The organism is Lentzea sp. NPDC054927 (assembly GCF_053610285.1).
This window is the reverse complement of sequence record NZ_JBSGXZ010000040.1, coordinates 1-24,082: the sequence shown is the minus strand read 5'-3', so window position 1 is coordinate 24,082 and position 24,082 is coordinate 1. Positions and strand designations below refer to the sequence as shown.

General features: G+C 68.2%; 24 protein-coding genes. 8 read left to right on the top strand and 16 right to left on the bottom strand.

What is annotated here, in order from left to right:
• The first annotated feature begins 37 nt into the window (after positions 1 to 37).
• Positions 38 to 847, top strand: a complete 810-nt coding sequence (locus ACWGE0_RS35975) for an IS3 family transposase (RefSeq protein ID WP_452265359.1) — start codon at positions 38 to 40, stop codon at positions 845 to 847.
• Between the two features lie 104 nt (positions 848 to 951).
• Here ACWGE0_RS35975 and ACWGE0_RS35970 read toward each other — a convergent pair whose 3' ends face one another.
• Both ACWGE0_RS35970 and menD read right to left on the bottom strand, forming a co-directional pair.
• Positions 952 to 2,466: a M1 family metallopeptidase gene (locus ACWGE0_RS35970; RefSeq protein ID WP_452265358.1), complete on the bottom strand. Its 1,515-nt coding sequence runs from the start codon at positions 2,464 to 2,466 to the stop codon at positions 952 to 954.
• Between the two features lie 55 nt (positions 2,467 to 2,521).
• Entirely contained in the window at positions 2,522 to 4,096 is a 1,575-nt protein-coding gene (gene menD / locus ACWGE0_RS35965) for a 2-succinyl-5-enolpyruvyl-6-hydroxy-3-cyclohexene-1-carboxylic-acid synthase (RefSeq protein WP_452265357.1), read from the bottom strand.
• 72 nt (positions 4,097 to 4,168) lie between these two features.
• Between menD and ACWGE0_RS35960 the strand changes: the two genes are divergently transcribed.
• Entirely contained in the window at positions 4,169 to 5,071 is a 903-nt protein-coding gene (locus ACWGE0_RS35960; protein ID WP_452265356.1) for a 1,4-dihydroxy-2-naphthoyl-CoA synthase, read from the top strand.
• A gap of 9 nt (positions 5,072 to 5,080) precedes the next feature.
• Entirely contained in the window at positions 5,081 to 6,115 is a 1,035-nt protein-coding gene (gene menE, locus ACWGE0_RS35955) for an o-succinylbenzoate--CoA ligase (RefSeq protein ID WP_452265355.1), read from the top strand.
• A 76-nt stretch (positions 6,116 to 6,191) separates the two neighbouring features.
• On the opposite strand, the gene ACWGE0_RS35950 is transcribed toward menE, so the two are convergent.
• Positions 6,192 to 7,388, bottom strand: a complete 1,197-nt coding sequence (locus ACWGE0_RS35950) for an RNA-guided endonuclease InsQ/TnpB family protein (protein WP_452265354.1) — start codon at positions 7,386 to 7,388, stop codon at positions 6,192 to 6,194.
• A 175-nt stretch (positions 7,389 to 7,563) separates the two neighbouring features.
• On the opposite strand from ACWGE0_RS35950, the gene ACWGE0_RS35945 reads away from it, so the two are divergent.
• Positions 7,564 to 8,670: a hypothetical protein gene (locus ACWGE0_RS35945; RefSeq protein WP_452265353.1), complete on the top strand. Its 1,107-nt coding sequence runs from the start codon at positions 7,564 to 7,566 to the stop codon at positions 8,668 to 8,670.
• A gap of 46 nt (positions 8,671 to 8,716) precedes the next feature.
• Positions 8,717 to 9,589, top strand: coding sequence for a 1,4-dihydroxy-2-naphthoate polyprenyltransferase (locus ACWGE0_RS35940; RefSeq protein ID WP_452265352.1), 873 nt, complete (start codon positions 8,717 to 8,719; stop codon positions 9,587 to 9,589).
• A 2-nt stretch (positions 9,590 to 9,591) separates the two neighbouring features.
• Here the strand turns inward: ACWGE0_RS35940 and ACWGE0_RS35935 are convergent, their stop codons facing one another.
• From ACWGE0_RS35935 to ACWGE0_RS35895, 9 genes are read right to left on the bottom strand one after another with little or no spacing between them, the layout of a single operon-like run.
• On the bottom strand, positions 9,592 to 9,993 hold the full coding sequence (locus ACWGE0_RS35935) for a hypothetical protein (protein WP_452265351.1): 402 nt from the start codon (positions 9,991 to 9,993) through the stop codon (positions 9,592 to 9,594).
• Positions 9,993 to 10,454 (bottom strand): hypothetical protein, encoded by a 462-nt coding sequence (locus ACWGE0_RS35930; RefSeq protein ID WP_452265350.1) that lies wholly within the window; start codon positions 10,452 to 10,454, stop codon positions 9,993 to 9,995. Before ACWGE0_RS35930 ends, ACWGE0_RS35935 begins: the two co-directional genes overlap by 1 nt.
• The gene (locus ACWGE0_RS35925) at positions 10,454 to 11,437 is read right to left on the bottom strand and encodes a hypothetical protein (RefSeq protein ID WP_452265349.1); all 984 of its coding nucleotides are present in this window, start codon (positions 11,435 to 11,437) and stop codon (positions 10,454 to 10,456) included. Before ACWGE0_RS35925 ends, ACWGE0_RS35930 begins: the two co-directional genes overlap by 1 nt.
• Entirely contained in the window at positions 11,434 to 11,850 is a 417-nt protein-coding gene (locus ACWGE0_RS35920; protein ID WP_452265348.1) for a hypothetical protein, read from the bottom strand. The genes ACWGE0_RS35925 and ACWGE0_RS35920 overlap by 4 nt, the downstream gene beginning before the upstream one ends.
• Positions 11,850 to 15,176, bottom strand: coding sequence for a hypothetical protein (locus ACWGE0_RS35915; protein WP_452265347.1), 3,327 nt, complete (start codon positions 15,174 to 15,176; stop codon positions 11,850 to 11,852). The genes ACWGE0_RS35920 and ACWGE0_RS35915 overlap by 1 nt, the downstream gene beginning before the upstream one ends.
• Complete coding sequence (locus ACWGE0_RS35910) at positions 15,173 to 15,478, bottom strand: hypothetical protein (protein ID WP_452265346.1); 306 nt, start codon at positions 15,476 to 15,478, stop codon at positions 15,173 to 15,175. Before ACWGE0_RS35910 ends, ACWGE0_RS35915 begins: the two co-directional genes overlap by 4 nt.
• Positions 15,479 to 15,533: 55 nt before the next feature.
• The gene (locus ACWGE0_RS35905; RefSeq protein ID WP_452265345.1) at positions 15,534 to 16,622 is read right to left on the bottom strand and encodes a PLP-dependent cysteine synthase family protein; all 1,089 of its coding nucleotides are present in this window, start codon (positions 16,620 to 16,622) and stop codon (positions 15,534 to 15,536) included.
• A 26-nt stretch (positions 16,623 to 16,648) separates the two neighbouring features.
• Complete coding sequence (locus ACWGE0_RS35900) at positions 16,649 to 16,918, bottom strand: DUF4229 domain-containing protein (protein WP_452265344.1); 270 nt, start codon at positions 16,916 to 16,918, stop codon at positions 16,649 to 16,651.
• Between the two features lie 4 nt (positions 16,919 to 16,922).
• Positions 16,923 to 17,387, bottom strand: coding sequence for an Lrp/AsnC family transcriptional regulator (locus ACWGE0_RS35895; protein WP_452265343.1), 465 nt, complete (start codon positions 17,385 to 17,387; stop codon positions 16,923 to 16,925).
• 162 nt (positions 17,388 to 17,549) lie between these two features.
• On the opposite strand from ACWGE0_RS35895, the gene ACWGE0_RS35890 reads away from it, so the two are divergent.
• Positions 17,550 to 17,756, top strand: a complete 207-nt coding sequence (locus ACWGE0_RS35890) for a BldC family transcriptional regulator (RefSeq protein WP_030473853.1) — start codon at positions 17,550 to 17,552, stop codon at positions 17,754 to 17,756.
• 57 nt (positions 17,757 to 17,813) lie between these two features.
• The gene (locus ACWGE0_RS35885) at positions 17,814 to 17,981 is read left to right on the top strand and encodes a hypothetical protein (protein WP_452265342.1); all 168 of its coding nucleotides are present in this window, start codon (positions 17,814 to 17,816) and stop codon (positions 17,979 to 17,981) included.
• 63 nt (positions 17,982 to 18,044) lie between these two features.
• Here the strand turns inward: ACWGE0_RS35885 and ACWGE0_RS35880 are convergent, their stop codons facing one another.
• The 4 genes from ACWGE0_RS35880 to ACWGE0_RS35865 form a co-directional block, all read right to left on the bottom strand.
• Positions 18,045 to 19,415 carry an AAA family ATPase gene (locus tag ACWGE0_RS35880; RefSeq protein WP_452265341.1) on the bottom strand — a complete coding sequence of 457 codons (1,371 nt, stop codon included), beginning with the start codon at positions 19,413 to 19,415 and terminating at the stop codon, positions 18,045 to 18,047.
• 102 nt (positions 19,416 to 19,517) lie between these two features.
• Positions 19,518 to 20,441, bottom strand: coding sequence for a c-type cytochrome biogenesis protein CcsB (gene ccsB / locus ACWGE0_RS35875; protein WP_452265340.1), 924 nt, complete (start codon positions 20,439 to 20,441; stop codon positions 19,518 to 19,520).
• Positions 20,441 to 21,928, bottom strand: a complete 1,488-nt coding sequence (gene resB, locus ACWGE0_RS35870) for a cytochrome c biogenesis protein ResB (RefSeq protein ID WP_452265422.1) — start codon at positions 21,926 to 21,928, stop codon at positions 20,441 to 20,443. The genes ccsB and resB overlap by 1 nt, the downstream gene beginning before the upstream one ends.
• Positions 21,929 to 21,969: 41 nt before the next feature.
• Positions 21,970 to 22,746 carry a cytochrome c biogenesis CcdA family protein gene (locus ACWGE0_RS35865; protein WP_452265339.1) on the bottom strand — a complete coding sequence of 259 codons (777 nt, stop codon included), beginning with the start codon at positions 22,744 to 22,746 and terminating at the stop codon, positions 21,970 to 21,972.
• Between the two features lie 129 nt (positions 22,747 to 22,875).
• Between ACWGE0_RS35865 and ACWGE0_RS35860 the strand changes: the two genes are divergently transcribed.
• Complete coding sequence (locus ACWGE0_RS35860; protein WP_452265338.1) at positions 22,876 to 23,871, top strand: M64 family metallopeptidase; 996 nt, start codon at positions 22,876 to 22,878, stop codon at positions 23,869 to 23,871.
• The last annotated feature ends 211 nt before the right edge of the window (positions 23,872 to 24,082 follow it).

Here is a 24,082-nt window from a genome sequence, read left to right as displayed (position 1 = left end):
TCAGGCCATCGTCACTCTCAAGGCCGAGTTTCCGCTGGTGGTGCTGCTGGAGGTCGCGGGACTGGCCCGGTCGACGTTCTTCTATCACCAGGCCCGGCTGTCACGGCCTGATCCGCAGGCCGCGCTCAAGGCCGCCATCACGGAGGTGTTCACCGAGGCCAAGGCCCGCTACGGGTATCGGCGGGTTCACGCCATGCTGACGCGAGCGGGCTGGCAGGTCGCGGCCAAGACCGTGCTGAAGCTGATGAACACTCTGGGCCTGGTCTGCCAGGTGCGGCGGCGCCGGCGTTATCGGGGCTGGTCAGGACTGTCAGGCCTGGTTGCGGCGAATGTGCTGGATCGCCAGTTCACAGTGCCGGCGCCGAACACCGCATGGGTCACCGACCTCACCGAGTTCAAGATCGGTGACCGCAAGGTCTACCTGTCACCGGTGATCGATCTGTTCGATCGATCAGTCGTCGCCTACAGCCATGGGTCCGCACCCACGCTGGAACTGGCGAACTCCTCACTGCGCCGGGCCATCATCACCCTGCGACCAGGTCAGCGGCCCCTGGTGCACTCCGACCAGGGCTTCCACTACCAGCACAACTCCTGGCAGCGGATCCTCTCCGACGCCGGGCTGACCCAGTCGATGTCGAGGCGCGGTAACTGCCTGGACAACGCCATCGCCGAGAACTTCTTCGGCCACCTCAAGGAAGAACTGTTCCACCACAACAAGTTCGACAGCGTCGAGGACTTCACCACCGCGCTGGACGACTACATCGCCTGGTTCAACACCACGCGCATCTCCACCACGCTGGGAAACCTGAGCCCGGCCGACTACCGAGCCCAGGCCCTCACCACCTAGCCTTCACACCCCAGTCCAACTTCCGGACAGCAGTGCAAACTGGGAACCCCTGCGTCATAACGTACTCAGCAGGTCTGACAGAAAATCGCGGTCAGGCGAGCGGCTTACTTGTGCGCGTCCAGCAGCTCGTGCGTCAGCTGGATCTTGGCGCGCGACTTCGGCTCAGCAGCCTTGGCCGACGCGACCGACAGCGTCTTCGCGGCCACGTCCGACGAACGGCCAGGAGCCTCCGCCGGCTTGCCCTTGGTGAAGAGCCACGTCTGGAACACCTGATCCAGCTGCTGGCCCGACACCCGCTCCGCCACCGCGATGAACTCCTCGATGGTGGCGTCGGAGTACTTCTTCTCGGCGGTCCAGGTTTTCAGGATCTCGAAGAACTTCTCGTCACCGACGGCCACGCGCAGGGCGTGCACGGCGAGGGCGCCGCGGTCGTAGACGGCGCCGTCGAAGACCTTGTCGGCGCCGGGGTCGCCGGGCAGGACGTCCCAGAACGGGCTGTCGGCCGGGTAGAGGTCGTAGGTGAAGTCGGAGTTCTCCTGTGCCGTGCCCTCACCGATGTGCTCGGACCAGAGGAACTCCATGTAGGAAGCGAAGCCCTCGTTCAGCCAGATGTCGCGCCAGTGGTGCACCGACACCGAGTCGCCGAACCACTGGTGGCCCAGTTCGTGCGCGACGACGTAGGTGTTGGCGCCGCGGCGGAAGAAGGCCGTGTCGTAGACCGGGCGGGTCTGGTTCTCGAGTGCGTAGCCCAGGTCCGGGGTGACGACGCCGCCCTGTGCCTCGAACGGGTACGGGCCGACGTTCTCCGCGAGGAACTCGTTGATCTCGGGCGTGCGCTCGATGCTGGCCTTCGCGGCGTCGGTGTTGTCGCCGAGGCGCTCGGAGTAGGCGTTGACCGACGGCTGACCGGACGGAGTGGTCGACTGGCGGATCTCGAATTGGCCGATCGTCAGGAACGTCAGGTACGTCGCCTGCGGCTTGGTGCTGCGCCAGTTCCAGCGCGTGTAGCCGTTGATCTGGCGGGTCTGGCCGACGAAGGTGCCGTTCGAGATCGCCTCGACGCCGTTCGGGACGGCGACGTTGACGTCGAAGGTGGCCTTGTCGGTCGGGTGGTCGTTGGACGGGAACCACCAGGAGGCGATTTCCGGCTCACCGATGGCCAGGGCGCCGTCGGTGGTCTTGGTCCACGCCGTGAAGCCGTTGCGGTCCTTCACTGCGGAAGGCGTGTCGGCGTAGGTGACGACGATCGTCAGATCCTGGCCCTTGCGCACACCGCCGCGCGGGGTGAGCGTGAGCTCGCCGTCGTCCGAGACGAACGAGGCCGGCACGTTGTTGACCCGGACCGACTTCACCTTGAGCAGGAAGTCCAGGTTGAACTGCGTGAGGTTCTCGGTGGCCTTGGCGAGGATCGTCGTCGTGCCCGACAGCTGGTCGCCGTTCGGGTTGTAGTTGAGCCTGATGTCGTAGTGGGAGACGTCGTACCCGCCGTTGCCGTACTTCGGGTAGTACGGATCACCGGCGCCAGGTGCGCCTGGGGACGCCGCCAGCGCCGTCCCCGCGAAAAGCGTCATCGCAGCCGCGGACGCGACCGCGGCCGTCGCCTTGGATCTGATCGACATGCGCGCGACGCTATCCACACTTTTGCGGTACCAACCACCGACTTACGTATGTTTCCTATCTGCTGAAAACGGTTGACACCGTCGACTTGAGACGTTGGTGCAGCCCGCGCAGTTCTTCACGTTTTGCCTGCACTTCCACCACTCGGAGGCCCGACGGGCGCGCAAGTGCGCTACGGAACTCCTCCTGGCCGTCCACTTTGGAGTGCGGAATTCGGTAGCCCGCGCACAAAGCGGTCAGATCAGTCCCGTGCGGGGTGCCGAAAATCCGTTCGAAACTCTGGTCGTACTCCGGAGCGCCTTGTTCCAGCAAGGAAAAGATCCCGCCGCCGTCGTCGTTGAGCACGACGATCGTGAGGTCCGGCAGGCGGTCGGCGAGCAGGCCGTTGCTGTCGTGCAGGAACGTCAGGTCGCCCATCAGCGCGTATGCGGGACCCTGATGGTTCATAGCCAGACCCACGGCCGTGGAAACGCTGCCATCGATGCCCGCGGCACCCCGGTTCGCGTGCACGGTGACGTCCGCTCGACGCTCGCCCACGTAGTCCACGTCGCGGATCGGGTTGGACGAGCCGACGAACAGCATCGCGCCCGGCGGCATCGCCTGGGTGAGGTCGCGGGCGACGTGCAGACCGGTCGGCCACGGCTCGGCGTCCAGCAGATCGTCCACGGCGACGCTGACGTTCTTCACCGCGCTCTGCCACGCCTGCGTCCACTCCCCGTCCAGCTCCACGGGCTCCGGCAGCCAGGTCGACGCGCGCGTGGCGGTGAACTGCACGTCCGGCCACTGCGCCTGGTCACCGACGGCGTGCACGACCGGCGTGCCGGCCAGCAGGGCCTGCTGGCCCCTGGAGAGGGTCACTCGACCCACGACCAGCACCGCGTCCGGCCGCAGGTGCTCCGGCAGGCCCGCGTTGAGCAGCAACGAGCCGTGCCGCAGGCCACCAGGCGCGGTCGGCTCCGCGATCACCGGCCAGCCCAGCCCGGAGGCCTTCCCGAGCCGCTCGGGACGATCCTCGCCGAGCAGCACCAGCGTGCGGGCGGGCAGATCGGACGGACGGGTCTCGACGCCGGAGGTGCGATCGGTCACGGTCCACGGGCCGCTGCGATCGGACGTGGGCCAGGCGTCGTCGGAAGGCGTGAGTGGCGGGCGGAACGGCACGTTGACGTGCGACGGGCCGTCCGCGGCGATGGCGCGACAGATCAGCGAGCGCGTGGTGGGCTCGTCGGCGCCCTCCGGCATGTGCAGCGTCTGCAGGCCGAGCACGTCGTGCTGGTTGATCGTCTGGCTGGCGCCGGTGCGGTAGAGGTCGACCGGGCGGTCGGCGGTCAGCGCGATCAACGGCACGTTCGTCAGCTGCGCCTCGATGACGGCGGGGTGCAGGTTCGCGACCGCGGTGCCGCTGGTGCACGTCACGACGGCGGGCTCGCCCGTCTTCGCCAGGCCGAGCGCGAGAAATCCTCCGCTCCGCTCGTCGATGCGCACGTGCACCGTGAGCAGGCCTTTTTGCTCGGCCTGGTGCAGCGCGAACGACAGCGGGGCGTTGCGCGAACCGGGGCACAGAACGACGTGACGGACGCCGTTGCGCACCAGTTCGTCGACGATCACCCTCGCCTGCGTCGTGGACGGGTTCATCCCGCAATTGTCACCGGACCGGGCTGAGAGGTCGCCCGCTGGTCTCAGCAGCGGAGGCTTAGGCTCTCGTCCGTGGCAGATCAGGAGCTCTTCGACCCGTCGTTGTGGAAGCCGATCGAGGGCTTCGACTTCACCGACATCACCTACCACCGCGCGCTCGACCAGGGCACGGTCCGCATCGCGTTCAACCGGCCGGAGGTGCGCAACGCGTTCCGGCCGCACACCGTGGACGAGCTGTACCGGGCGCTCGACCACGCGCGGATGTCGTCGGACGTGGGCGTCGTGCTGCTGACCGGCAACGGCCCCAGCCCCAAGGACGGCGGCTGGGCCTTCTGCAGTGGTGGTGACCAGCGGATTCGCGGGCGCAGCGGCTACCAGTACGCCTCCGGTGAGACCGCCGACACGGTGGACCCGGCGCGGGCGGGGCGGCTGCACATCCTGGAGTGCCAGCGGCTGATCAGGTTCATGCCGAAGGTCGTCATCGCGGTCGTGCCCGGCTGGGCGGCGGGCGGCGGCCACAGCCTGCACGTCGTGTGCGATCTCACGATCGCCAGCGAGGAGCACGCGAAGTTCAAGCAGACCGACGCGGACGTCGGCTCGTTCGACGGCGGCTACGGCTCGGCGTACCTCGCGCGGCAGGTCGGGCAGAAGTTCGCCCGCGAGATCTTCTTCCTCGGCCGCACGTACTCCGCCGAGGACATGCACAAGATGGGCGCCGTCAACGAGGTCGTGCCGCACGCCGAGCTGGAGAACACGGCGCTGGAGTGGGCCCGCGAGATCAACGGCAAGTCGCCGACCGCGCAGCGCATGCTCAAGTACGCGTTCAACCTGATCGATGACGGTCTGGTGGGACAGCAGCTGTTCGCCGGTGAGACGACCCGGCTCGCGTACATGACCGACGAGGCCGTCGAGGGCAGGGACGCCTTCCTGGAGAAGCGCGATCCCGACTGGTCGAACTACCCGTACTACTTCTGAGCGGCCGACGTGCTGGACGAACTGCGCGCGGCGCTGACCAGCGGAGAACCCCTGCTCGACGGCCCGCTCGACGGCTGGGAGAAGCGGGCGGTGCTCGGCGTGCCCACCTCCGGGTCGACGGGTGAGCCGAAGACGGTCCTGCTCGACGCCGACGCGCTGACGACGTCCGCCGAGGCCACCCACGAACGGCTCGGCGGACCCGGCACGTGGCTGCTGGCGTTGCCCACGAACCACATCGCCGGCGTCCAGGTGCTGGTCCGGTCGATCATCGCCGGCACCACGCCCGGCGCGATGGACATGTCGAAGGGCTTCCGGGCGATGGGCTTCGCGCAGGCCGCCCGGCCGGTGCTGACCCAGCCGGGCCGCCACTACACCGCGCTGGTGCCCACGCAACTCTCCCGGCTCGTCGCCGGCGAAGGACCGGGGCTCGAGGCGCTGCGGCAGTTCGACGGCGTGCTGATCGGCGGGGCGGCCACCCCGCCGAACCTCCTCCAGCAGGCGCGCGCGCTCGGCGTGCAGGTCGTCACGACCTACGGCATGAGCGAGACGGCTGGTGGGTGTGTATACGACGGTGAGCCGCTGCGGGACGTGCAGTTGCGCACCGACGACGTGATCGAGATCAGCGGCCCGGTGCTCGCCTTGGGCTATCGCGGCGCGCGCGAACCGTTCGGCAAGTGGTTCCGCACGGGCGATCTCGGACGACTGCGCGACGGGCGGCTGGAGGTGCTCGGGCGCGCGGACGACGTGATCGTCACCGGCGGCGAGAAGGTACCCCCGGTGCTGGTGGAACGGGCTCTGTCCACCGTTGCGGGCGTGCTGGAGGCCTGTGTGGTCGGCCTGCCGGACGACGAGTGGGGCCAGGTCGTCGCCGCGGCTGTCGTGGCGCGCGGTGCGGAGCCGTCGGTCGACGAGTTGCGGGCTGCGGTGGCCGAAGCCGTGGGGCGTGCGGCGGCGCCCAAGCTGGTGCGGTTCGTGTCCGAGCTGCCGTTGCGCGGACCGGGCAAAGTCGACAGAACAGCTGTTGCCGACTCATTTAGGTCATGAGCTCGTCCCCCAGGTACAGGCGATTTGTCTCCTGATCCTCGGGTTCTGGGGTGCCAATAGGCTTGCTGCTGCCGCCCTAGCTGGCTGCCAGGGTGGGCGCTGCGTGTGGACGCATGACTTCGCCCCAGCCCGCCACACCGCGTGTTGCGATGTTGCGTGCCGCGTTGTGGTCGGCGTGCCCAACGAAGCCGCACCGACCACAGACGTACGACGCTTGCGAGCGCCGGTTCTTCTTGTCGATCTCACCGCAGTTGCTGCATTGCTGCGAGGTGTAGGCAGGATCAACCTGCACGAACGCCAGGCCCGCTTTCTCGGCCTTGTAGCCGAGGAACCGGCCGAGCTGAGCGAACGCCCAGGAATGCAGCGTGGTCCGTTGGGGCTTGCGAAGCCGTACCCGGTCACGGATCCCCGTCAACAGCTCGACGGCGATGCCACGTCCGGTGCGTTCAGCCTCGGCCACGATGCGCTTGCTGATCTGATGGTTCACGTCGGCGGCGAACCGCTTCTCCTTACGGCGGCGCTTCTTCAGCAATCGCCGCGCGGAGGAGGTCTTCGTGGCCTGCAACCGCTTCCGGAGGTGCTGCTGCCGCTTGCGGTAGTGGTTCAGGCGAGCCCCGGACATCCGATCACCATCGGAGGTGGTCGCGAGGTTCACGATCCCCATGTCAATCCCGAGGAATCCGTTCGCGGGCTCCCGCCTGGGCGCTTCAGGGCTGTCAACGACAGCATGCAGCACCCATACCCCGTCACGGCAGATCAGATCGGTTTCCCCGATCGGCCCGGACCGCAACAGCGCGAGATGGCCAGGGTGTCCCACGATCCGCAAGTTGCGGAGCCGCCCTGCGGTGCTCCAGATCGACACTGTGCCCTCGCGGCCGGTCTGCCCGAGCTGCCAGGACAGGCAGCGCGCATCGAACGGCTGTCCCGCCTCCGAACGGAACCCAATCGGGTTGAGCCCGGCCTTACGACGCTTCTCTGACCCTGGAGGCCCGTGGTTCCCTGCCATGATGTTGGCACGCAACGCCGTGTACGCATCCACGGTCTTGCCGATCACCCGGATCGTCGGCTGCGCCGCCAGCCCGAACCGTTCGCGTAGTTCGGTGTAAAAGCGTTTCTGCACGTCGAACTTCCGGAACTCACCGGCGGCATGCATTCGCTCAGCCAGCCACGACGCGGCGGCATTGCAGGCCTGCAGGGTCGCCAGCAGCGCCGCCGCCTGCTCAGGCGTCGGCAGCAGCCGCACCTGCACCGCCTGCTTCACATCGATCAGCATGGCACTGCGCCACCTCACCACGACGGCAGCCCCGCTGGGTCAGCTCCTGTTGACCGCAACGACCAACCTTGCTGCCGAAATAGTTGGAGATTTAGGTGAACCTTTACCGCTGAGGACAACTCTTCCCGCGAAGCGCGCGGACCCAAGCCGCGCGCGTTAGCGATGGGGGTTTCTCATGCGCTACCTGTTGCCGCTGGCCGTCGGCGCGGTGCTGACCGCCGGGCTGGCATCCCCTGCCCAGGCAGCACCGCAGTCGAACGAGTGGACCGCCGACGTGAGCGGCCGCGCCGTCTCGTGGGGTGGCTCGCCGAAGATCGGCCTGATCCCGCTCGGGTCGCACAGACTCGCTCAGCCCGCCAACGCGGTCACGGCGTCGGTGGCCGGCGACGGTGTGGTGGACGTGCGCGGTCTGCGTGCGGATGGTCAGTGGACCGAGTGGTACGAGACGTCGGCCACGCAGCCGGTCACGTTGCCGGTGACCACCTCGACGCTGGAGACCCGCGTGGTTCTCCACAGCGGCAAGGCTTCCAGCGTGAAGGTGTCGGCCACGACCGCGCCTGCGGCTTCCGACGACTTCACCGCTGCTGCTGCGGGCCGGTCCTACCGCGTGTACGCGACGCGTGAGGGCCTGGTCGGTGGCACGACGGCGAACGGCCACACGATCCGTTCGCGCGACCACTTCGTGGCGTTGCCGTCGCGGCGTGGCCTGGCGCCCAACAACTCCGGCAGCTACAGCGTGCAGGTGTGCGCGTCGAACGGCCGTTGCGAGTGGGCGCCCGTGTGGGACGTCGGCCCGTGGAACACCAAGGACGACTACTGGAACCCGTCCACGACCCGGGAGATGTGGAAGGACCTGCCGCAGGGCAAGCCCGAGGCGCAGGCCGCGTACGAGAACAACTACAACGGCGGCAAGGACCAGTACGGGCGTGAGGTCGCGAACCCGGCGGGCATCGACCTGGCCGACGGCACGTTCTGGGACGGCCTGAAGCTGACCACGAACTCGTGGGTGACCGTGACCTACCTGTGGACGGGCTCCGGTCCTGTCGGGACGGTGCGGACCTCGGCGGCGAACGGCACCGTGAACGTGCGAAGCGGCGCGAACTCGTCGACCTCGCAGGTCGGCCTGGCCGGCAACTACGCGCAGGTGCGGGTCACCTGCCAGCTGACCGGTGAGTCGGTGTCGGGCACGCAGGGCACGTCGAACATCTGGTACCGGATCGCGTCCGGCAAGCACATCGCCAAGGCGTACGTGGCGGGCGTCTCCGGAGCGACTAGCTGCTGATACACCCGTTGGCGGGTCCTCAGTGGCCATAGCGGAGGATGGAGGCATGGCCTCAGTCGTCCAGTGGATCCAGGGGACCCGCCCTCGTACGCTGCCGAACTCGATCGCACCAGTGATCGTCGGCGCGGCGGCGGCGCACCACATCGACGAGTTCAACGTGCTCTACACGGTGCTCGCTCTGGTCGTGTCGGTGGCGCTGCAGATCGGCGTGAACTACGCCAACGACTACTCCGACGGCATCCGCGGCACCGACGACAACCGGGTGGGACCGTTCCGCCTGACCGGTTCGGGTGCCGCGGAGCCCTCGAAGGTCCGGCTGGCCGCGTTCATCTCGCTCGGGGTCGGCGCGCTGGCGGGAATCGCGCTGGTGGTGTTGTCCGGCTACTGGTGGATGCTCGCGTTGGGCGCCGTGTGCATTGCAGGGGCGTGGTTCTACACCGGCGGCAAGCGTCCGTACGGCTACGCGGGCCTGGGCGAGATCGCGGTGTTCCTCTTCTTCGGGCCGGCCGCGGTGCTGGGCACGCTGTACGTGCAGTCCGGCGAGATCACCGGCATCGGCATCGGGTCGTCCATCGCGATGGGGTCGATCTCGGCCGCAGTGCTGGTGGCGAACAACCTGCGGGACATCCCGACGGACGCCGTGTCGGGCAAGCGGACCCTGGCCGTGGTGCTGGGCGACAAGGACACCCGCAGGCTGTACCTGGCGCTGGTGGCGGTGCCGTTCCTGATCGCGCTGGGGATGACCGTGCGGGTGCCTTACGCGTTGCTCGGATTCCTCGCGGCGCCGGTGTTGCTGCCCGCCGTGCGCCGGGTGGCCGCCGGGCGCGGAGGCCGTGACCTGATCCCCGTGCTGCAGTTCACCGGGATCGCGATGCTGGCGTGGGCGGTACTCGTCAGCGCCGGGTTGTTCCTGGACTAGCTCTACCAGGCGTCTTCGGTGAACTGGGTGGGCTCGTCGTCGTCCTGACGCGCGGGCTTGCGAGGAGCCGGCGGTGGGGCCGTCTCGCCCTTGATCAGCTCGTCGAGCTTCGCGCGGTCGGCTTCGAGTGCCTGGCGCACCAGGGGATCGTGGCTCGCCTCGCCGGTGAGCACCTGGCGCCAGCTCAGCCCGGCGCCGCGGGCGATGCGGTCGGCCAGCTGACGCATCGCGGGTGAGGCGTCGCTCGACTTGGCGAACTGCATCACCCTGCGAACGTCCTCAGTGGACGGTTCCTTGCCCTTGATGTTCTGCTGAGCGGCCCGCATCGCGCGGTCCGCCTCCGCGACGGCACCCGTCAGGAAGTCCTCCGCCGCGAGGATGTCCGGTGTTCGCCAGGCCGTCATCACCACTTGTCCTCCGTGAAGATGTCGGGGGCGTTCTCGTCGCCGTCGTCACCCCGGTTCCTGCGCGGATCCTGGGCGTTCATGATCTCGTCGGCGGTCATGCCCTCCTGCAGCATCTGGAACGCCTGCTTCATCTTCTTGACGTTCTCCTGCTGCATGGCCTGCACGTCGGGATCCTGGGCGGCCTTGCCGGAGACGACGTCCTCCCAGGAGAACTCGCCCGCGTCCACCTTGCGCTTCAGGGCCTTGAGCTGCTCCGGCGCGTCCCGCTCCTGCGCCGCCCGTTCGACCTGCTGGGCGATCGCCTTGAAGTCGACGGGCGGGATCGGCGGCAGCGGCGTGTCCTTGAGGCGGTTCGCGAGGTCCTGCGCCTCCTTGAAGCGCGCGTCGACCTGCGCCTCTGCCGCCCGCAGCTCAGCCGGCTTCCAGCTGTCGTTCGGGCCCGCGGTGGGGGTGGTCATCAGTTCTCCCTCGCGAAGAGCCCGCGCTGAATCGGCCTGGCGTCGCCGCGAATGTCACTCACCTCGTTGCGCTGGGCGAGGGTGCGCCACTGCCGGAAGTCTACTTCGGACAGACCGAGTTGCTGGGCCGTTTCGTAGTTCTCACCGAGGAAGTGCAGCACCGCCTGGTCGCCCAGGACGCCGATGATCTCGAACTCCGCGCCCCGGTACGTGCAGACCGTGCGGACCAGCTTGAGGTCTTCGACGACCGCGTCCGGCACCTCGAGGAACTGGACGCCGTTCTCGTCGGTGAAGTCCGGCGGTGCGGGCTGACCGGCGAGCGGATGCAGCAGCACGGAGCCGGGCGTGGGACCGAAGTCGATGTCGAAGTCCTGGCCGCGGTACCGGCCGATCAGTCCACGCCGGACAGTCGGCCGCAGCGGAACCGGTGCCTGCCAATACCTTCCGGGCCCGAAGCCGACATCGCCGGTGGGAACCCAGCCGACCTGGCGGTTGAGGTACTTGCCGACGCTGCGTCCGTGGCCGTTCGGTTCGAACCGCCAGAGTTCGGTGCCCGCGGGGAGTTCGGCGAGATCCATGACGTACTCGGGGACGGGGTTCGCGCTCGGCGTGTAGCCGGTGCCCGTGAACGGCACCGGGTAGACGCGGGTCGTGCCCATCTTCTGCGCGCCCTCGAGCGTCGGCCCGCCGAAGCTGGTGTCGAAGAGCTCCGTGGTGTGGGCCAGGAACCGCAGCAGGTACTGCGTGCCGCGCGGCCAGTCCGCCACCTTGTCGACGCCGAACGCCTCCGCGAACTGGTCCGAGGTGCCCTGCGGGAAGTCCTGCCCACGCGTCACGAACCCCGCGACGCGATGCGGCTCGAACTTGCCCGGCACGACGACGTTGCCCAGGTAGAGCTGCGCGATCGCGGGGTGCACGATCTTCTGCAGGATCGTCTCGGGCCCGATGCCGGCCGCCTTGCGCACGGCCTGTGGCGTGCTCATCCCCGGTTCTCCTTCCACCGCGCCAAGTAGTCGGTGCGGTCGACCTGCACGTTGTCGAGCTCACTGACGTCGAGCGTGGCCCGGTAACCGTTGTACTGGTCGCCGTCGAGCCCGTTCTGCGCAGCCCAGACGTACTCGCCGCCCGCGTACCCCGCCTCCGCCTTGCCGCCGTCGACGGCGATGACGTTGAACGGCTGCCCGCGCCAGGTGGCCGTCATCTTCTCGAAGTACCAGGCGTCGAGCTCGGTGACGTTCACCGTCTTGAGCTCGCGGTTGCCGTACTTCTCGAAGCCCTCGGCGTTGGCGTAGACCGTGCCGGGCACCTTGCGGAGCCAGACCTGGTCCACGCCTTCAGCGCCCGCGAAGAACACCTCGCCGCGGTACTCGGCCATCTCCTGCGAGTACTGGGTCATCAGAGCTTCGTCCAGCCGAACTTGCGGTCGTACACAGCGTGCAGTTTCTCAGTTCCGTCCGCGTTCACCTGCCAGATCTCGGCACGATCCGGCAACGGCGTGCCGCCATCGACGCGCCACTCCGGCAACCCGCCCATCGTGCTGCCAGTACCGGTGAACGGGTCGTAACCGTCATACGGCTTAGCAGCCCCACCGGCCGCCGCCATCTGCTGCTGCGACGCCTCGTAGTGCGCCTGCTCCTGCGGCGACTGGTACTCGCTCTCCTGCCGTGGCCCGAACGTGTTGTAGTCCGGCACGTCCTTCTTCGGCCCGCCGAACGGCACGTTGTGCGCCCCGGCGTTCTGGTCGGTGACCTCGTACCGCAGCTGCATCGCGGTCTGGGCGCCCTCGGGGATGGGCGTCCAGCCTTTGCCCTTGTCGTCGAGCGCCAGCCCGTCGCGCAGACCCGCCGGCGTGTTGATCGGCACGACGTCCTGGCCCCTGGCGATCGAGCCGCCCATCTGGTTCTGCCAGGTCTCCTGCTTGGTGCCGGGGGCGTGCGGCTGGTCCGGCAGGTAGGTGCTGAGCGCGCTCGGGTTGAGCGCCTTGGTGACGATGTCGCCGGTGTCGACCTTGATCTGGTTACGGACGTCGGCCACGTGCTGGGCCTCTTGCGGGCTGAGCTCGGTGGTCAGCTTCTGGCTCAGCTCAACGTACCGGTCCCGGTCGGCCTGGTTAGGCAACATCTGCTCGAGCTGGTGCTGGTACCCCTGCCCCTGCGCGGCCATGGCGGCGGCGTCGAAGTGCCCCTTGAGGTCCGGCCCGGTGGGCGGGCTGCTCGGGGCGTTCTCCTGGCCGTCGTGGCCGGTGGGCGCGTCGTCGGCATGGGGCTTGGAGTCGGCGTCGTGGTTGGGGTCGCGGTCGGCAGGGGTGGCGTCGTGGTCGGGCTGGGGGTCGTGCGGCTGGACGACTTCGGCACCGCTGGTGTCCGTGTCTTGGGGCTTGCCGTCGTCGGGCTTGGCGTCACCGTCGTGCGGCTTCGCATCGCCGTCGTGCGGCTTGGTGTCGGTGTCGTGCGGCTTCGCGTCGCCATCGTGCGGCTTGCCATCGACATCGTGCGGTTTGCCGGTGTCGTGAGGCTGACCATCCGCGTCGTGGGGCTTGGTGCCGTCTGGCGCGTCGTGTGGCTTGGTGTCGGTCGCCCCGGTGGGCGTGGTGTCGTGCGGGCGCGTCCCGCCGTCACCCGGCGTTCCGTCGTGCGGACGGGTGCCGCCGTCGTGGGGCGTCGTGTCGTGGGGACGGGTGCCTGACGGGTCGTGCGGCGTGGTGCCGGACGGGGCCGTGGGCGTGCCGCTTGGGCTGGCCGGTGACGGGTGATCCGTGCTGGGGCTCGCGTGTCCGGGAGGGGAAGGCAGGCCGCCGCCAGCGCTCGGGCTGGGATGTCCGGGAGGCGACGGGAGGCCGCCGCCGGAGCCGGCGGGGGCTGGGGCCGTTGCCGTGTCGGTGCTGGCGGTCGGGTGTCCCGGAGGTGTGGGCAGGCCGGAGCCGGAACCACCCGGCGTCGGGTGGGTGCCGCCGGTTCCGGGCGTGTGATCGCCGGAGTTCGGTGGGGTCGGCAGGCCGCTGCCGGACGGGTGTCCACCGGAGTTCGGAGGCGTGGGCAGGCCGCTGCCGGGGGTGTGCGGTGTACCGGCAGAGCCCGGCGTCGGGTGCGTGCCACCGGAACCCGGCGTGCCGGCAGAGCCTGGCGTCGGGTGCGTGCCGCCGGAACCCGGCGTGTGCGGCGTGCCGGCAGAGCCCGGCGTGTGAGGTGTCGAGTGCGCGCCACCGGTGCCTGGAGTGTGCGTGCCGGGGCTGGACGGAGGCGTGGGCAGGCCTGAGCCGCCTGGGCGGGGGCCGCCGGTGCCGGGACCGCCGGGAGCCGAAGTCCCGTGACTGGGCGGGGTGGGGAGGCCTGAGCTGGGCGGGGTGGGGAGGCCGCTGGTCGGAGGCTTGGGCTGGCCGGAGGGAGCGCCGGCGGACGGGAAGGACGGGACGCCTCCCGCTCCTGGGCGTGAGCCGGAGCTGCGCGTCTGGTCGCCGCCACCGCCGCCGGGGGCCATGGGGGCGCCCATCGGCATCGCGCCGCCCATCGGGGTCTGGTGCGACGACGGTGGGGCGGCCGCGGGGGCTGCGGCGGCGGCGTGGGTGGTGTCGAGGCGCGGTGGAGCCGCGGCGGGGCCGTGGCCGCCGGACGGCACGCCGGAGGAGCCGTGTGGGGCGGCCGGCACGCCGCCCGAGCCCGAGCCCGCGCCGGAAGGAATGGAGCTGGAGCCCGCGCCGGAGCCGGAACCTGAGCCCATCGAAGGAGGCGCGGAGACGGTTGAGCCGGCGGCTGCGGCGGTGTGGGTCGCGGGGGCGTCGGGGCCGCCGTGCACGGTGGGAGTCGGGGCTACCGGGGCGCCGCCGGGAGCGACGGCGGAGACGGCCGCCGGTTTGGTGCCGTCGGAGGAGTCCGCGCCTGGGGGTGCGGTGACCTCGCGGACCTTCGAGCCGATGTCGTGGCCGCGGTCGGCGATCTCGGTGGCCGAGTCCTTGATGGACGTCATGTCGTCGCGGATGTCGTTGACGGCGTTGCGGACGTCGCGGCCGGCCTCCGCCACCTCCTGGGTGGCGTTCATGGCCTCGGCGAGCGAGTCGGCGTCCTTCAGCTTGCCGATGGCGGAGAAGACGCGGCCGACGGCGTCGAACAGGGATTTGACGTCGGCGATGAGCTTCTTGACCGTGTCGATGATCTCCATGACGCGGCGGTAGATCTGGTACGCGTTCCAGACCATCTCGGCTGCCTTGATCCAGCCGGCCAGCGGGATCCAGACGGTGGCCGCGGCCTCGAGCAGCTTGTTGACCAGGTAGTCCAGCAACCGCGCGGCCTGCTTGCCGAGAGCCTCCGCGCCGGACGCGACGGTGTCGAAGCCCTTCGCGATCAGCTGGGCGACGCCCATCTCCGCGAACAGCGCGGCCTTCCAGCCGAGGGCGACGTACTTCTCGTGGGCACGGGCGGCGTCACCGTCCCAGTGCTCGCGCACTTTGCCCACGGCGTCAGTCAGGTTGTACGAGACGTCGTTCATCGCGTTGCCGACCATGCGCCACGCGTCGCCGTCGGCACGGATCTTCGACCAGTCACCGGTGATCGGCGTGATGATCGTGGAGACCAGCGACTCGCCGGTCACGGCCTCGAACACCCAGTTGACGGCCTGAACGCCCCAGCCCTGGTCCTGCAGGATCTCGTTCAGCGACGCCGTGTCGACGTCCGGCTGCTTCAGCGACGCCGCGACGGGACGCGGGTCGTGGTACCCCGTCGCGGTCACTTGAGGATCCTGTTGAAGATCGCCATCTGGGCACGCTCGACGGCCTCGTAGGAGTCGGCCGTCGCCTCCACCGCGGACGCGGAGCCCTCCAGCTTGGCCTTGCCGAAGTCGAGCGTCTCGTCGAACAGAGCTCGCACGATGTCCACGCCCGGCTGCAGCAACGTGAGCAGGCCGGTGAAGCCCGCCTTGTCGCACGCCGTGGCGTGGACGTACTTGCGGATCGTCTCGAACTCTTGCGCCTCGGTGCGCAGGTACTCGGCGTACGCGCGCAGCTCGGCCGAGTCGGTGAACATCGACGACACAGCGTCCCCCCTGCGGACTCAGGTGCTCAGGTCACGCTGTGACGCACAACTCTCGTCACCAGTTCCCCGTGCGGTGGAAGTTGTTCAGCCGTTCAAGGCACGGGTTGAGGTCCATGTCCTGTGCGGATACCCATGAGTCGTCGTAGTAGGTGTTTGCGTAACGCTCGCCGCCGTCACACAGCAGAGTCACCACGCTCCCGCGCGTGCGAGATTGCCTCATCTGGGCAACGATCTCGAACGCTCCCCAGAGATTCGTCCCGGTCGACCCGCCGACCCGCCGACCCAGCAGGTCCTCGACGTACCGGATGGTCGCCACGGACGCCGCGTCCGGCACCTTGATCATGCGGTCGATGACCTGGCCGATGAACGACGGCTCCACCCGCGGCCGCCCGATCCCCTCGATGCCGGAGCCGCGGGTGGCCACGAGATCCGGGTTGCCGTCCCGCCACGCCTCGAAGAACACCGAGTGCTCCGGGTCGACGACGGCCAGGCGCGTGTTCAGCTTCTGGTAGTGGATGTACCGGCCGATCGTCGCCGACGTGCCGCCCGTGCCGGCGCCCACGACGATCCACTCGGGCTCCGGCGACGGCTCCAGCTTCATCTGGTCGAAGATCGACTCGGCGATGTTGTTGTTGCCGCGCCAGTCCGTCGCGCGCTCGGCGTGCGTGAACTGGTCCATGAAGTGGCCGCCGAGCTCGGAGGCCAGCCGCCGCGACTCGTCGTAGATGGTCGACGGGTCGTCGATGAAATGGCACCTGCCGCCCTGCCGCTCGATCAACGTGACCTTCTCGGCCGAGGTCGAGCGGGGCATCACCGCGATGAACGGCAGCCCCAGCAGCCGGGCGAAGTACGCCTCGGACACCGCCGTGGAACCGGAGGAAGCCTCGATGACGGGGGTGCCACCGGTGATCCAGCCGTTGCAGATCGCGTAGAGGAACAGCGACCGCGCCAGCCGGTGCTTCAACGAACCGGTGGGGTGCGTCGACTCGTCTTTGAGGTAGAGGTCGATGCCCCAGTCGAGCGGCAGCGGATAACGCAGCAGGTGGGTGTCCGCGCTGCGGTTCGCGTCCGCCTCGATGATCCCCACGGCCTCGCGCACCCAGTGCCTGGTCCTGCTGCAACACCGGTCAACGGATGTACTCACAGCCGCACGATAACGGCGAAAACGTCCTACGCCTGGGTGAGAGGACCTTCGTCACCACGGAGCTCGGCGCGTAGCTTGTCCCGTTCGGACTGACGCACGGCCTGGCGCTCGTTCAACCCGACCGCCACACGCTGCCGCAGACCCTTGAACAGGAACAACGACGCGGGCAGCGCCACGACGACACCGACGGCCAACGCAGGGAGCAAAGGAACCTTGACCAGCATGAGCACGCCCGTCACAGCCGCGACGAAAGCGAGGCGGGCGAGAACGTAAAGCGTCACATCGCGAGCGAGCACCCGTTCAGGTTACGTCGTCGTCCTCGTCGCCGGTGTTCGGCCGCCCCTCGAACCGCGTGGACAGCACCACAGTCGTGCGCGTACGAGCAACACCGGGGATGCGCCGCAACCGCCCGAGCGCGCGCTCCAGGTCGTCGACCGTCGCCACCCGCACCTTCACGATGAACGACTCGTCGCCCGCCACCCGGTAGCAGGACTCGACCTCGATGAGCTCGGCCAGCGCGACCGCGACCTCGTTGTCGTCCGCGATGTCGGTGGGGTGGATGCCGATCAGCGCGGTGACGCCGAGGCCGACCGAGCTGGGGTCGACGACCGCGTGATACCCGACGATGACGCCGCTGGACTCGAGCTTCCCGACCCGCTCGTGCACGGCGGAGGCGGACAGGCCGACCTTCCTGCCGAGATCGGCGTACGTGGCCCGTCCGTTGGCACGCAGTGCGGCGATGATCTGTCGATCAAGAGCATCCACCCGCGACACCCTATGCCCCACGTGTGCACTCACGTAGTCCCGGTCACATGTCCGGTTTGGCCCGGTCGTCCCTTACTACCTCTTTACCAAAAAACAAGCGTTCGAGTACCTGATGGGTCAGATGCCACGATCAGACCGGAACGTCTGATCTGAGGAGGACGAGTGACTGCAGCCACCGAGCGCCTGTTGACGCCTGGGGAAGTCGCCAATCTGTTCCGGGTCGACCCGAAGACCGTGACCCGATGGGCCACCGCAGGTCGCATCGGTTCGATCCGCACGCCTGGAGGACACCGCAGGTTCCGTGAGACGGAGGTGAAGGCTCTGCTTTCGGAGCTGACCACCGAGGCGACTGAACCCGTACGGCACTGAAACCGTAGTAATCCCTGTGCCGCGGGTAATCTCGTGGCAAAGGGAGGTGGCGACCAGATGATCTACCTGCTGGCAGTGATCGGTGCGCTCACCGTGGCCGTGCTCGTGTGGCGAGCGTTCGCCCCGCAGCACTCGGAGTACTCGCCGGGCCGCAAGGTGATCGCACCCGACGACGACCCAGAGTTCCTGCGCAAGCTCGACGAGCAGCGCAAGCGCGACGAGTGAACGGAAAAGGGGCCCCGACCCCGGGGCCCCTTTCGCGGGTCTGACTGCGGTACCTGACCGGTTCTAGGAGTGCGGGAAGTCGTCCGCCACCACGGCGGCGAGTTCCAGCAACGCGAGCCGGGTCTCCGGCGCGAGCTGGTCCAGCGCGATCTCGGCGCCTTCTTCGAGGTGCTCGTCGAACGGCAGACGGACCACCGCACGGCACCTCTGCTGGAAGTGCGCGGAGAGCTTGTCGAGGTCGACCTTGCCCGACTTCGGGCGGACCGAGTTGATCACGCAGACGGATTTCGCGACCAGGTCGCGGTACCCGTGCGCCTCGAGCCAGTCCAGGGTCGCCGCCGACGTCTGCGCGCCGTCGACCGAACCGGACGACACCAGCACCAGCTGGTCGGCCTCGTCCAGCACGCCCTTCATCGCGGAGTGCATGAGACCGGTGCCGCAGTCCGTGAGCACGATGTTGTAGAAGTGCTCCAGCAACGCCACCGTGCGCCGGTAGTCCTCCTCGCTGAAGGCCTCCGACACCGCCGGGTCCTGCTCGGACGCCAGCACCTCGAGGCGCGCCGGCGACTGCGAGGTGTACGCGCGCACGTCGCTGTACTTCGTGATCCGCGTGGCGTCGCGCAGCAGGTGCCGCACGGTCGCCGTGGTCTCCCGCGGGATCTTCAACGCCAGCGTGCCGCGGTCGGGGTTCGCGTCGACCGCGATCACCCGGTCGCCCCGCAGCGACGAGAACGTCGAGCCCAGCGTGGTCGTCGTCGTGGTCTTGCCGACGCCGCCCTTGAGCGACAGCATCGCGATCTTGTAGCACCCGCGCAGCGGCTGGTTGATCCGCGCGATCAGCTCACGCCGACGCAGGTCAGCGGGGCTTTCGCCGAGGTTGACGGCGCCACCGGTGAGCGAGTGCAGCGACTTGCGCCAGCCCGACGTCGGCGGCCGCTTCTCCTTCTTGATCAGCTGCTGCGACGACACCTGCTCTGCCTGCGAGCGGTACTCCTGCTGCGGGAAGTTGTTCGGGTACTGCGCGCCGGCGAACTGGCCGTACTGGGCCGTGTTCTGGGCCGTGTTGTGGGGACCGGACTGGCCGCCACCCACGTTGTACGGCCCGGACTGACCACCGGTGACCGGATAAGAACCCGATTGGCCGCCGCCCACCTGGTACGAACCGGACTGCCCACCGGACACGGAGTAAGGGCCCGAGGCGTTGCCGGGCACCTGGTAGGGACCGGAGGCGTTGCCCGGCACCTGGTACGGGCCGGAAGCGTTGCCGGGCACCTGATAGGGCCCCGACTGGTTGCCACCCACGGGGTAAGGGCCTGATTGGCCGCCGCTGACGTGCTGCGGACCGGACTGCTGCGGGTCGAGGTAGGCCGCCGCCTGCGGGTCGACGTACTGCGGGCCGGAGCCCTGTTCCTCACCCGGTGGTTGCCATGTCACTGCTGTGGCCCTCCTGAGCAAGAGGGACCAGGACTTCCCCGACCCCCAGGTTGCGACGGTACGCAACCGGCAACGGTTCCATCGACCTGGGGGCTTAACTCGTTAGAGACCTGCGTACGAATGCAACCCGCTAGTAACCAAGTTGATGAAGAACAGGTTGAACACGTTGAGAGCGAAGCCTGCGACGTTGATCCAAGCGGCCCCACGACCACGCCAACCGGCCGTCGCACGCGCGTGCAGATACGCCGCGTAGACCACCCACGAGACGAACGCCACCGTCTCCTTGGGGTCCCAGCCCCAGAACCGGCCCCACGCGGCTTCCGCCCAGATCGCGCCGCAGATGATGCCCGCGGTGAACAGCGGGAACGCCAGCACGGTGGTCCGGTACGACATCCGGTCGAGCACGTCGGCGGACGGCAGCTTGGGGAAGCGGTCGGCCTTGCTGTCCTTGAGCAGGTAGAGGATCGACGTCACGCCGGGGATCAGCAGCACGCCGGACGAGATCGAGATCACCGAGACGTGGATGACCAGCCAGTACGACCGCAGCGCCGGCTGGACGGGCGCGGACTCGGCGTAGAGAACGGTGCCACCGAGGAACAGCAGGATCAAAATCGGCGGCAGCACGAACACGCCCAGGCGGCGGATCGGGAACTTCGCCATCAGCACGATCCACGTCACGACCGCGGCGAGGCACAGCAGCGACATGTACTCGTACATGTTGCCCCAGGGCGCGCGCCCGGCGGACAAACCACGCATGACCAGCGAACCCAGGTGCAGCACCGCGCCGAGGACCGTCATCGCGGCACCCATGCGGCCGATGCGCTCGGACCTGGTCAGCGCGCTCTTCGGCTCGTCGGTGAGGATGCCCGGCGTCGGCGCACCGGCCCCGACCAGCTCCTCAGCCTTGCGCGGGGCGCGGGCGAACGCCTGCTCGACCGCGTAGAGCAGGATCGCGAAGAGGTAGACGCCCAGCGCGCTGCGGTACAGCCAGTCGCTGTAGGTCGCGAGGGTCTCGTTGACCGGCATCAGGACTTCTCCCCACTAGCGTCTTCGGTCAGCACCGCGCGGGCCAGCCGCGTGAACTCCTCGCCGTATCCTGCCTGGTCAGTGCGGGCAAGCCCGCCGACCTCGACCAAAGTACGCCCGTCCTCCTGAGGCGTCGCACGCACCCACACCCTGCGGCGTTTGACGGTGAGCGACACCCCGAGGCCGAGGATGATCAGGATGGCGAACAACAGCACGTACTCCTGCGTCGGGTCGTGCGAGACCTGCAACGACACCCAGTCGTTCACGGAGTCGAACCGCACCTTGGTGCCGTCGTCGAGCGCGATCTCCTCGCCCAGCGCGAGGTTCTTGCGCGCGACCTTCTGCAACCGGCCCTGGTCGACCATCTTCTGGTCGATCGAGAAGATCGACTGACCGCGGCCGTTGTCCACGCCGAGGTCGCCGCGGTACACGTCGACGGCGACCATCGGGTTGTTCAGGGCGGGGAACTTCGAGTTCAGGATGTTCCCGTGCAGCAACGGCGTCGGCGCCAGCAGCCCGGTCACGGCGATCTGGTTCTTGCGCCGCTGCTCGGAGTCCGTGATGCCCGGCGGGTCGAACTTCGTCGCGCCCTCCGAGGCCAGCGTGAGCTGGTCGGACGGCAGCCACTGAATGCCCTGCGTGCGCTTCTCGCCGTTGGGGAACGTCACCGTGAACGTCGGCGTGTACCCGTGGCCCAGCAGGTAAAGACGGTCGCCGCCAGTGCGCAGCGGGTGGTTGACCTGGAGGTTGAACGGCTTCCAGGTGTTCGACGCGAGATCCTCGCCCGACTGGTAGCGGATGTCCGCGCGGTAACCGACGGGCTGGCCGTTCTCGAGGTACTCGGCGGAGAACTTGCCGATCTCGACGCAGAACTGCGTGAGGTCTGTGCCGTCGACCTGCAGACCGGGCCGGAACGAGTCGTAGTTGAAGATGCCGCCGTTGCAGAACTGCCCGCCGTCGGCCTGCACGATGATCTGGCCCTCGTAGCTGAACATCTTGCCCAGCGCGAACGACACCAGCAGGCCCAGCAACGCGAAGTGGAAGACCAGGTTGCCGGTCTCGCGCAGGAACCCGCGCTCGGCGCTGACCGTGTCCTCACCGGCGTCCATCCGCCAGCCGCGCAGAGTCTTCTTCGCCTTGCTGACAGCCACTTCCGGCGTCACGTCGAGCACGGCCTGCGCGTGGTGCGGCATCCGCGAGAGGTTGCGCGGCGTCAAAACCGGCTTCGCGCGCATCTGCTTGAAGTACTCCCACGTGCGGGGCAGCAGACACCCGACGAGGGACACGAACAGCAGCAGGTAGATCGCCGCGAACCACGGCGTGGCGTACACCTCGAAGAAGCCGAGCTTCAACAGCACATCGCCCCACCACCCGTGCCGGGCGATGTACTCGTCGACCTTCGCGGCGTTCAACGACAACTGCGGCAGCAACGCACCGGGCATCGCCGCCAGCGCCAACAAGAACAGCAGAGTGAGCGCGGTCCTCATCGACGTGAGGCCGCGCCAGGTGTTGCGAAGGAAGGCGATCACTAGAGCGGCAGCCTCACGACGTCGACGAACGAGTAGCGCAGCCACCCGACGAACTCACCCCAGAGCCCGGTCACCAACGCGATGCCGACCAGGATCAACAGCACGCCACCGAAAATCTGCACCTGCCGCGCATGCGTCCGCAGCCACTTGGTGACGCCCAACGCCCACCGCGCACCGAGCGCGAGCACCACGAACGGCAACCCGAGCCCCAAGCAGTAAGCCAGCACCAACACCGCACCGCGCACCGTCGACGACCCGACCTCAGTGCTCCGCGCCACAGCCAGCACCCCGGCCAGCGTCGGCCCGAGACACGGCGTCCACCCGAGCGCGAACACAGCACCGAGCAACGGCGCCCCGAGCAACCCGGCCCGCGGCTTGGCGTGGAACCGCACGTCCTTCTGCAGCGCCGGAACGAGCCCGATGAAGACCAGTCCCATGAGGATCGTGACCACGCCACCGATGCGCTGGAACAGATCGGCGTTCAAGAACAACGCGTCCGACGCCCCAAGAATCGCCATGGAGGCCAACGCGAACACAACCGTGAACCCGAGCACGAACAGCAACGAGGCCCCAGCCACCCGCCACCGCCCGGCCTTGGCCGGCTCGTTCGCCTCCACCCGAGGCGCCTCAGCACCAACGAGCCCAGCGAGATACGCCAGGTAACCGGGAACGAGCGGCACCACACACGGCGACGCGAACGAGATGAACCCAGCGAGCAAGGCAACCCCGGTGGCCAGCAGCAGCGGCCCGGAGATCGCCAGATCGGTGGGGTTCACACACCTCAGAGTAGGTAGTTGCCCAGATCACCCGACGACCGGCACCACTTTCACCCGACACATGCCTTGGGCCATAAGTACCGACGATTGCCGCTTGTGGGTGACATCACTGTTGCTTAGCGTCAGCGCATGCATCGTTCCCGGCTGATCCTCCCGGCGCTCACGGTCGCCGCGCTGGCCCTGTTCACGCAGGTGCCGGCCAGCGGCGCGGCCCCGGCGATGGAATGGCGCGAGGTCTTCAACGAAGACGGCTCGATCACCCAAGTCCTCACGCCAAAGCCCCCAGCCGAGGAACCAACCAGCTTCCGCGCCGCAGCGGCAGCCGAGGTGACCAAAATCTTCGGCGACCGCAACTCAGCCGACGCCTTCGACCTGGTCTTCGTAGGCGACGGCTACAAATCCGACGACATGGCCACCTACTCCGCCAACGTGCAGAGCAAGTGGGCAGAGCTCTCAGTGGTCGAGCCCTTCGCCTCCTACAAGCAATACTTCAACGTCTGGCAAGTCAACGTCATCTCCAACGAGTCCGGCGTGGACCACGACCCGACCAACGGCCTGCTCAAAGACACCGCCCTGGACATGGGCTTCTGGTGCCAAGGCCGAGACCCGAACACCGAACGCCTCCTGTGCGTGAACGAAACAAAGGCCAGGGAATTCGCCTCCCTAGCCCCCCAAGCAGACCAGGTAATCGCCCTAGGCAACACCGCCAAATACGGCGGCGCAGGCGGCTCAGTGGCCACCGCAGCAGGCTCGAACGCCCAAGCGGGCCAAATCGCAATCCACGAACTGGGCCACTCAATCGGCGGCCTGGCCGACGAATACGACTACCCGTACCTCGCCTACACCGGCACCGAACCAATCGAAATCAACGTGACCAAAGACCCGACCGGCGCAAAGTGGCGCGCATACCTGGGCCAACCATCCCCAGACGGCGGCGTGATCGCCCCAGTGGAAGGCGCCCGCTACTACAAAACGGGCCTGTACCGCCCCACGGGCAACTCAATCATGCGAACCCTGGGCAAGGAGTTCAACTCAATCGGCAGGGACGCCATGATCAAGGCCTTCAAGGCAAAGATCCCCAGCCTGAACTTCGAAACGGCCCCAGGCCCACCCCCAGCCAACTAACGGCACGGCGAAGCCGAGCCCCCAAGCGAAGCCGAAGGCGAGCAGTCCCGATGGCGAAGCCGAAGGCGAGCAGTCCCGATGGCGAAGCCGAGGCGTCTTTACCGCTTGAAACGCGAGGTTCCGGTGGGTGGTCCCGTCACGAGTCGTGCCTCAGCACTTGCTGCAACCAGGCAGGGGTGTCAACTCGACACGCTTTTCGTCGAGTTGACAC